Below are 7,698 nucleotides of genomic sequence, written 5' to 3'. Positions count from 1 at the left end.
GAACCGTGAGGCTTAACCTTACAACGCCGAAGGTGTTTTGGCGTGAGAGACAGAAAAGATTTTCAGCGTGATACAGATTAGGTCAGGGCGTGAGAACGTTCTGACAGACAGAATTTGCCTGGCGGCAACAGCGCGGTGGTCCCACCTGACCCCATGCCGAACTCAGAAGTGAAACGCCGTAGCGCCGATGGTAGTGTGGGGTCTCCCCATGCGAGAGTAGGGAACTGCCAGGCATCAATTAAGTGAAGAGGCCATCCTGACGGATGGCCTTTTTGCGTTTTTATGCAGCGAAACTTCTGCTTGCGAAACAGGTTGCTGGTATCCAGCAGTCACTCTGTGAGTGACGGAAAAAACAGACTGCCTGCCGGAACCTGCTCACGTTCAGAAAGCTTCATGCGGAACAGGCAGTGCGTACCAGAAGCTACTCCACTTTCCTAATCCAGCGCAAAATAAACGTTACTATCTGCTCAATATCATTCAGGTTTAGTACCGGCACACCATGCCTAAGAGGGATATCACTGGCGATGGCGATAACATGCTCGTCCAGCGTCAACTCTGCTAAATCATGACCACAGTCATGCCGCCAGAGCAGTATTTTGGGCACAGACTCGTGTTTAAAACCTTCGATCAGTACCAGATCCAGTTTTGTCGCATCCATTCTGCTAACCAGATAGGCCAAATCTAACTCTACCTCATCCGGCGTTTCTGTCATTAACGCCCACCGTTGTGAACTGGCTACCAACGTTTGCGCCGCACCTGCTTTACGTAATTCATAACTGTCTTTACCAGGCTTATCGACATCCATATCGTGATGAGTATGTTTGATTAACCCGGGGCGAATACCTTGTTCACAGAGCGCCGGAATCAACTGCTTAAGTAGTGTTGTTTTCCCGGTTCCGCTCCAGGCGGCAATGGCAAGTAATGGGATCATATTCTCTCCTGCCAGTGTGCAAGATCATCAGGGGTGTTCACATTGGTGAATGCGAATTTCACATCACTAAAATCGACCGCATGCCCTCCTGCTTGTCGCATAAATACCATCACTCGACGTTCGCCATTGGCGAGATAATCCTGCAAAAATGGTAAAACGCTGCGGTGTACCAGCGCAATTGCCGGGTGATCCCGCTCGCCATCATTAACCCACACTGCCGGCGCATTATGCTGCCGGTTCTTTTGTAACCGTGTCATAAGATCCGTTGGTATACGTGGCGTATCGCACGGACAAAACAGAAACCACTCTCCATCGCTTTGCTGCATAACGGAGAGCATTCCCGCCAGCGGGCCGGGAAAATCATTCAGCGTATCTGTGAGGACCGGTAAGCCACTGGCGCGATAAATTTCAAGGTTTCGATTGGCGCTGATAACTAAGCTGGATACCTGTGGTGCCAGCCGTTCGGCAACATGTTGCCACAGCGGTTTACCATTTAATTCCTGCAGCCCTTTATCTTTCCCACCCATCCGCGAGGCTTTTCCTCCCGCCAGCACCACACCTCTTACTGCATGACTGTCCGTCACCCTTATCGCCTCTTTTATTGTGGGTTTTACCCTGCTACCGTGTCTGTACCCAGAGTAAGGAGCACAATTATGAAATGTAAACGCCTGAATGAAGTTATCGAACTTCTCCAGCCCGCATGGCAAAAAGAGCCAGAGCTTAATTTAGTGCAATTTTTGCAGAAACTGGCGCAAGAGTCAGGTTATCAAGGCGACCTTGTGGATTTAAGTGATGACATCCTGATCTATCACCTGAAAATGCGCGACTCCTCGAAAGATGCGGTGATCCCTGGCATTCAGAAAGATTATGAAGAGGATTTTAAAACCGCGCTGCTGCGCGCGCGCGGCGTTATTAAAGAGTAAAAGCTTGTAAGCGACGCAACCGAATACGCTACGAAATGATATCCTGAGTTATTCGTCGTATTTTCGGATCCCAGGATGACCTGCAACGCTTTTACCTTCCAGACATTACACCCGGATACCATTATGGATGCGCTGTTTGAGCAGGGGATTCGGGTGGATTCCGGGCTTACCCCGCTTAACAGCTATGAAAACCGTGTTTATCAATTTCAGGATGAAGATCGCAAACGTTATGTGGTGAAGTTTTATCGCCCGGAGCGTTGGTCTGCAGAACAAATTCTTGAAGAGCATGAATTTGCTTTAGATTTGCATCGTGATGACGTTCCGGTCGCGGCACCGCTTGCTTTCAACAATCAAACCTTACTTACTCATCAGGACTTCTTTTTCGCTGTTTTCCCAAGCGTTGGTGGCCGTCAGTTTGAAGCCGACAATTTGGATCAAATGGAGTGGGTGGGCCGCTACCTTGGCCGTATGCATCAAACCGGCAGTAAAAAGCGTTTTACAAGCCGTCCGGAAATAGGTGTTAAAGAATATCTGATTGAGCCACGCCACCTCTTTGAAACATCAACGCTCATTCCTTCTGGTTTAAAAGATGAATTTTTGCGTGCAGCCGATAAGCTTATCGATGCTGTAATGGCGCAATGGCATAACCGTTTTAATCTTCTGCGCCTGCACGGTGATTGCCACGCAGGGAATATTCTCTGGCGTGACGGGCCAATGTTTGTTGATTTAGACGATGCCCGTAATGGCCCTGCCGTACAGGATTTGTGGATGTTGCTACACGGCGATAAAGCCGAACAGCGTATGCAACTGGAGATGATCGTCGAGGCCTACGAAGAGTTCAGTGAATTCAACGTGGCTGAGCTGGGATTAATAGAGCCGCTACGCGCCATGCGCCTGGTTTACTATCTGGCATGGCTGATTCGTCGTTGGGACGACCCGGCATTTCCCAAAAATTTTCCGTGGCTGAGCAGTGAAGATCACTGGCACAGACAGATATTGATTTTTCTTGAACAGGTGAAAGTTCTTCAAGAACCACCTTTAGCATTAACACCAATGTATTAAATGGAGAGAGTTGACCATGAAGAAGATTTGGCTGGCGCTGGCAGGAATGATTCTGGCTTTTAGCGCCTCAGCAGCACAACCTACAGACGGTAAGCAATTTATTACACTTGATAAGCCAGTGGCGGGTGAGCCGCAGGTGCTTGAGTTCTTCTCGTTTTATTGCCCGCACTGCTACGACTTTGAACAGGTTTGGCATATTGCTGACGCAGTGAAGAAGAAGCTGCCAGAAGGCACAAAAATGACCAAATACCACGTGGAATTCTTAGGCCCACTGGGTAAGGAGATGACGCAAGCGTGGGCTGTGGCCATGGCGCTTGGTGTAGAGGATAAAATCACCTCTCCACTGTTTGAAGCGGTGCAGAAAACGCAAACCGTGCAGTCTGTTGCCGATATTCGCGATGTCTTCATCAGCGCGGGCGTGAAAGGCGAAGAGTATGATGCTGCGTGGAACAGCTTCGTGGTGAAATCACTGGTTGCTCAGCAAGAAAAAGCAGCTGCGGATTTACAACTTCAGGGTGTGCCAGCCATGTTTGTTAACGGAAAATACCAGGTTAACCAGCAGGGCATGGACGGCAGCAGCCTGGACGCCTTCGTTCAGGATTACGCAAACACCGTGAAATATCTGGTTGAGAAGAAGTAAAAATAACGCCGGTCACTGACCGGCGTTTTTGTATTCTGCTTTGATGGTATCAATCAGTTCGTCTTTCTCAAGCCACAGTTTATTTAGCCACTGCTGGAAGCTCCGTTTAAAATTCTTATCGTTTACGTAATCCCCATGTAGCGCTTCATCCACCGGCAATAAATTGACTCGCACGACAATACGCGTCAGCTTACCGCTGAGCATATCAAAGAACGGCGTCCGGTCGTTTTCCGGATAACAGAGCGTAACATCAAGCAATTTATCGAACTGTTTACCTAACACATTTAGCGCCATGGCAATACCTGCAGCTTTTGGCGACAGCAGGTTTTTGAAAGAAGAGCGTGTCTGTTGGCGCTTTTCTTCCGTAAAACGTGAACCTTCGACAAAGTTCACAATGGTGGTGGGGTGAAAGCGAAATTTCTCGCAAGAACGGCGTGTGGTTTCGACATCTTTACCCCGACGTTCAGGGTGGCGAATCAAATAACTTCTGGAATAACGGCGCATAAAAGGCATATCCAGCGCCCAACAGGCAAGGCCAATAAAAGGTACCCATGCCAATTGCTGTTTAAGGAAATACTTGTTCATGGGAATATGTTTACGAAACAGCACACATAACACCACAATATCCGCCCAGCTATGATGATTGCAGATCAGCAAATACCAGTTCTTCTTATCCAGGCCTTCCAGCCCCTCGACATCCCATTTTAAATAAGGGTTGAGGTGCAATAGCCATGAAAGCCCTTCACACCAGCAATACATCATAAAATTGCAGAAAGTGGAGATCGCGCGCCATACCGCAGGAACAGGAATTAACAACTTGAGCATTCCAGCGATAATAATGGGCACGGAGCAAATAATGGTAACCAATATGGTGAGCAGGACACTCAAAAATAAAGTGGTTACCGCAAGAAATCTCGACATAGTTTTATTATTCAGAAAGTTAGCTGGTAAAAGCACACTAATAAAAGCGCAAGGCGCAGATCTTAACAGAAAACTGTTATCAGGAATGCGTAAACCTTGCTGGTAATACCTGAGAAATTATCGGCAATAAATAAAATCAAAATTACTTATATCCACATAGCGTAAATTGCCAGCAAACAGCAATAACGATCATCTTTTATCGTATAAGCCATTGAATATAAATGGTTTGTATAATCCTGCGATCGACGGAATGGCACAAAAGTCCAGCCTGACAAAAACTATTCACAAACTTATCCACAGGATGTTTATGCGAGCGATCCCGACGATCGCGAAATCTTTTCGGCATTTTCCGCGAAAAACTCATGTTTTCTCCCTGTCTGTGGCATCCTTTAACCATAATTTGATAAACAGGCATGGACATCATGGTTCAGATCCCAGAAAACCCACTTATCCTTGTTGACGGCTCGTCTTACCTTTATCGCGCGTATCATGCGTTTCCGCCGCTGACTAACAGCGCCGGTGAGCCTACTGGCGCCATGTACGGCGTACTCAACATGTTGCGCAGCCTGATTTTGCAATACCAGCCGACACATGCTGCGGTGGTGTTTGATGCGAAAGGCAAAACCTTCCGTGATGAACTGTTTGAGCATTACAAATCACATCGCCCGCCAATGCCGGACGATTTGCGTGCGCAAATAGAGCCGCTGCACGCCATGGTAAAAGCGATGGGGTTGCCGTTACTGGCGGTCTCCGGCGTTGAAGCGGATGATGTCATCGGCACGCTGGCGCGTGAAGCCGAAAAAGCGGGTCGGCCCGTGCTGATAAGCACCGGCGATAAAGATATGGCACAGCTGGTGACGCCGCATATTACGCTTATCAACACTATGACCAATACGATCCTCGGACCGGATGAAGTCGTCACAAAATATGGTGTCCCACCGGAGTTAATTATCGATTTCCTCGCCCTGATGGGTGACTCCTCAGATAACATTCCAGGCGTGCCGGGCGTTGGCGAGAAAACGGCGCAGGCGCTGCTACAAGGGCTGGGTGGCCTGGATACGCTCTATGCCGAGTCGGATAAAATCGCCGGGCTTACTTTCCGCGGTGCCAAAACCATGGCGGCGAAACTTGAACAGAATAAAGAAGTGGCCTACCTCTCTTACCAACTGGCCACGATTAAAACTGATGTCGAACTGGAACTGACCTGCGAACAGCTGGAAGTTCAGCAGCCTGCGGCGCAGTCGCTCCTTGAGCTGTTTAAGAAATATGAATTCAAACGCTGGAGCGCAGATGTAGAAGCGGGTAAATGGCTTCAGGCGAAAGGCGGTAAACCGGCGGCGAAACCGCAGGAAACCATTGAGATTGCGGCAGAAGCTGATATTCCCGCAGCTGCGCTGTCGGCGGAAAATTATGTCACTATTCTCGATGAAGAGACGTTACAAGCATGGATCGGCAAACTGAAAAGTGCACCGCTCTTTGCTTTCGATACTGAAACCGACAGCCTCGATAATATCAGCGCCAACCTGGTTGGTCTCTCTTTTGCGACTGAACCAGGTATCGCGGCTTATGTGCCTGTTGCGCATGATTATCTTGACGCACCGGATCAAATCCCGCGCGAGCGCGTGCTGGAATTACTGAAACCGCTGCTGGAAGATGAAAATGTCCGTAAAGTGGGACAGAACCTCAAATACGATCGTGGTGTGCTGGAAAACTACGGCATTGAACTGCGCGGCATTGCCTTCGATACCATGCTGGAATCCTACACGCTGGATAGCGTCGCAGGCCGTCATGATATGGACAGCCTCTCCGAGCGCTGGCTGAAGCACAAAACCATAACCTTTGAAGAGATTGCCGGAAAAGGTAAAAACCAACTGACGTTTAATCAGATTGATCTCGAGCAGGCCGGGCGTTATGCGGCGGAAGATGCCGATGTCACGCTGCAACTGCATCTGAAGATGTGGCCGGAGCTGCAAAATAATGCCGGGCCGCTGAACGTCTTCCAGAACATTGAAATGCCGCTGGTGCCGGTAATTTCGCGTATCGAGCGTAACGGCGTCAATATCGATCCCGCCGTGTTACACAAGCACTCCGAAGAGTTGACGCTGCGTCTGGCTGAGCTGGAGAAAAAGGCGCATGAAATCGCGGGTGAGCCGTTTAACCTCTCGTCAACCAAGCAGTTGCAAACCATTCTCTTTGAGAAGCAGGGTATTAAACCGCTGAAGAAAACGCCTGGTGGCGCGCCGTCGACGTCGGAAGAGGTGCTCGAAGAGCTCGCGCTGGATTACCCGTTGCCAAAAGTTATTCTCGAACACCGTGGGCTGGCAAAACTGAAATCGACTTATACCGATAAGTTGCCGCTGATGATCAACCCGAAAACCGGGCGCGTGCATACCTCGTATCATCAGGCGGTGACGGCAACGGGCCGTTTATCTTCAACCGATCCGAACCTGCAGAATATTCCGGTGCGTAATGAGGAAGGCCGCCGTATTCGCCAGGCCTTTGTCGCGCCGAAAGATTACGTCATTGTCTCGGCGGACTACTCGCAAATTGAGTTGCGTATTATGGCGCATCTGTCACGCGACAAAGGTCTGCTGTCTGCATTTGCCGAAGGTAAAGACATTCACCGCGCAACGGCGGCAGAAGTATTTGGTTTGCCACTGGAAAGTGTCAGTAACGAACAGCGTCGCAGCGCGAAAGCGATCAACTTCGGGCTGATTTACGGCATGAGCGCCTTTGGCTTGTCGCGCCAGCTCAATATTCCGCGTAAAGAATCGCAGAAGTACATGGATCTCTACTTCGAGCGTTATCCTGGCGTGCTGGAATATATGGAGCGTACCCGCGCACAGGCGAAAGAGCGTGGCTATGTTGAGACACTGGACGGGCGCCGTCTTTACCTGCCGGACATTAAATCCAGCAATGGGGCCAGACGAGCGGGGGCAGAACGTGCGGCGATCAACGCGCCGATGCAAGGCACGGCAGCGGACATCATTAAACGCGCGATGATTGCTGTAGATAGCTGGTTGCAAAGCGAGAAACCGCGCGTGCGGTTGATCATGCAGGTGCACGATGAACTGGTATTTGAAGTGCACAAAGATGATGTCGAGGCTGTGTCGAAAAAGATCCATGAACTGATGGAGAGCAGCACCAAACTGGATGTGCCGTTGCTGGTGGAAGTCGGGAGCGGTCAAAACTGGGATCAAGCGCACTAAGTATACGGCGGG

Annotated in this window: 7 protein-coding genes and 1 rRNA gene; 5 read left to right on the top strand and 3 right to left on the bottom strand. The window is 49.7% G+C overall.

Features of this window, described 5'->3' with window-relative positions; translation table 11 throughout:
• Positions 1-117: 117 nt before the first annotated feature.
• Positions 118-233 (top strand): 5S ribosomal RNA (gene rrf, locus BN2591_RS18580).
• 188 nt (positions 234-421) lie between these two features.
• On the opposite strand, the gene mobB is transcribed toward rrf, so the two are convergent.
• A complete protein-coding gene (mobB, locus tag BN2591_RS18575; protein WP_086873348.1) occupies positions 422-931 on the bottom strand; it encodes a molybdopterin-guanine dinucleotide biosynthesis protein MobB in 510 nt (169 codons plus the stop codon).
• Entirely contained in the window at positions 928-1,515 is a 588-nt protein-coding gene (mobA, locus tag BN2591_RS18570; protein WP_086873347.1) for a molybdenum cofactor guanylyltransferase MobA, read from the bottom strand. The genes mobB and mobA overlap by 4 nt, the downstream gene beginning before the upstream one ends.
• A 69-nt stretch (positions 1,516-1,584) precedes the next feature.
• Between mobA and BN2591_RS18565 the strand changes: the two genes are divergently transcribed.
• From BN2591_RS18565 to dsbA, 3 genes are all read left to right on the top strand, one after another.
• On the top strand, positions 1,585-1,854 hold the full coding sequence (locus BN2591_RS18565; protein ID WP_017460091.1) for a YihD family protein: 270 nt from the start codon (positions 1,585-1,587) through the stop codon (positions 1,852-1,854).
• 75 nt (positions 1,855-1,929) lie between these two features.
• Complete coding sequence (locus tag BN2591_RS18560; RefSeq protein ID WP_086873346.1) at positions 1,930-2,916, top strand: serine/threonine protein kinase; 987 nt, start codon at positions 1,930-1,932, stop codon at positions 2,914-2,916.
• Between the two features lie 16 nt (positions 2,917-2,932).
• Positions 2,933-3,556 carry a thiol:disulfide interchange protein DsbA gene (dsbA, locus tag BN2591_RS18555; RefSeq protein WP_017460093.1) on the top strand — a complete coding sequence of 208 codons (624 nt, stop codon included), beginning with the start codon at positions 2,933-2,935 and terminating at the stop codon, positions 3,554-3,556.
• Between the two features lie 12 nt (positions 3,557-3,568).
• Here the strand turns inward: dsbA and BN2591_RS18550 are convergent, their stop codons facing one another.
• A complete protein-coding gene (locus tag BN2591_RS18550; RefSeq protein ID WP_086873345.1) occupies positions 3,569-4,477 on the bottom strand; it encodes an acyltransferase in 909 nt (302 codons plus the stop codon).
• A 422-nt stretch (positions 4,478-4,899) separates the two neighbouring features.
• Between BN2591_RS18550 and polA the strand changes: the two genes are divergently transcribed.
• Complete coding sequence (polA, locus tag BN2591_RS18540) at positions 4,900-7,686, top strand: DNA polymerase I (RefSeq protein WP_086873344.1); 2,787 nt, start codon at positions 4,900-4,902, stop codon at positions 7,684-7,686.
• Positions 7,687-7,698 lie beyond the last annotated feature (12 nt).

Source organism: Kosakonia pseudosacchari (assembly GCF_900184035.1).
GTDB lineage: Bacteria > Pseudomonadota > Gammaproteobacteria > Enterobacterales > Enterobacteriaceae > Kosakonia > Kosakonia pseudosacchari.
Note: the sequence above shows the minus strand (reverse complement) of the source record. Positions and strands in the feature narration are given on the sequence as shown.

Bases quoted from the DNA above. Each gene is read 5' to 3' on its own strand.
- polA (WP_086873344.1), top strand. From the start codon at position 4,900: ATGGTTCAGATCCCAGAAAACCCACTTATCCTTGTTGACGGCTCGTCT.
- BN2591_RS18560 (WP_086873346.1), top strand. From the start codon at position 1,930: ATGACCTGCAACGCTTTTACCTTCCAGACATTACACCCGGATACCATT.
- dsbA (WP_017460093.1), top strand. From the start codon at position 2,933: ATGAAGAAGATTTGGCTGGCGCTGGCAGGAATGATTCTGGCTTTTAGC.
- BN2591_RS18565 (WP_017460091.1), top strand. From the start codon at position 1,585: ATGAAATGTAAACGCCTGAATGAAGTTATCGAACTTCTCCAGCCCGCA.
- BN2591_RS18550 (WP_086873345.1), bottom strand. From the start codon at position 4,477: ATGTCGAGATTTCTTGCGGTAACCACTTTATTTTTGAGTGTCCTGCTC.
- mobB (WP_086873348.1), bottom strand. From the start codon at position 931: ATGATCCCATTACTTGCCATTGCCGCCTGGAGCGGAACCGGGAAAACA.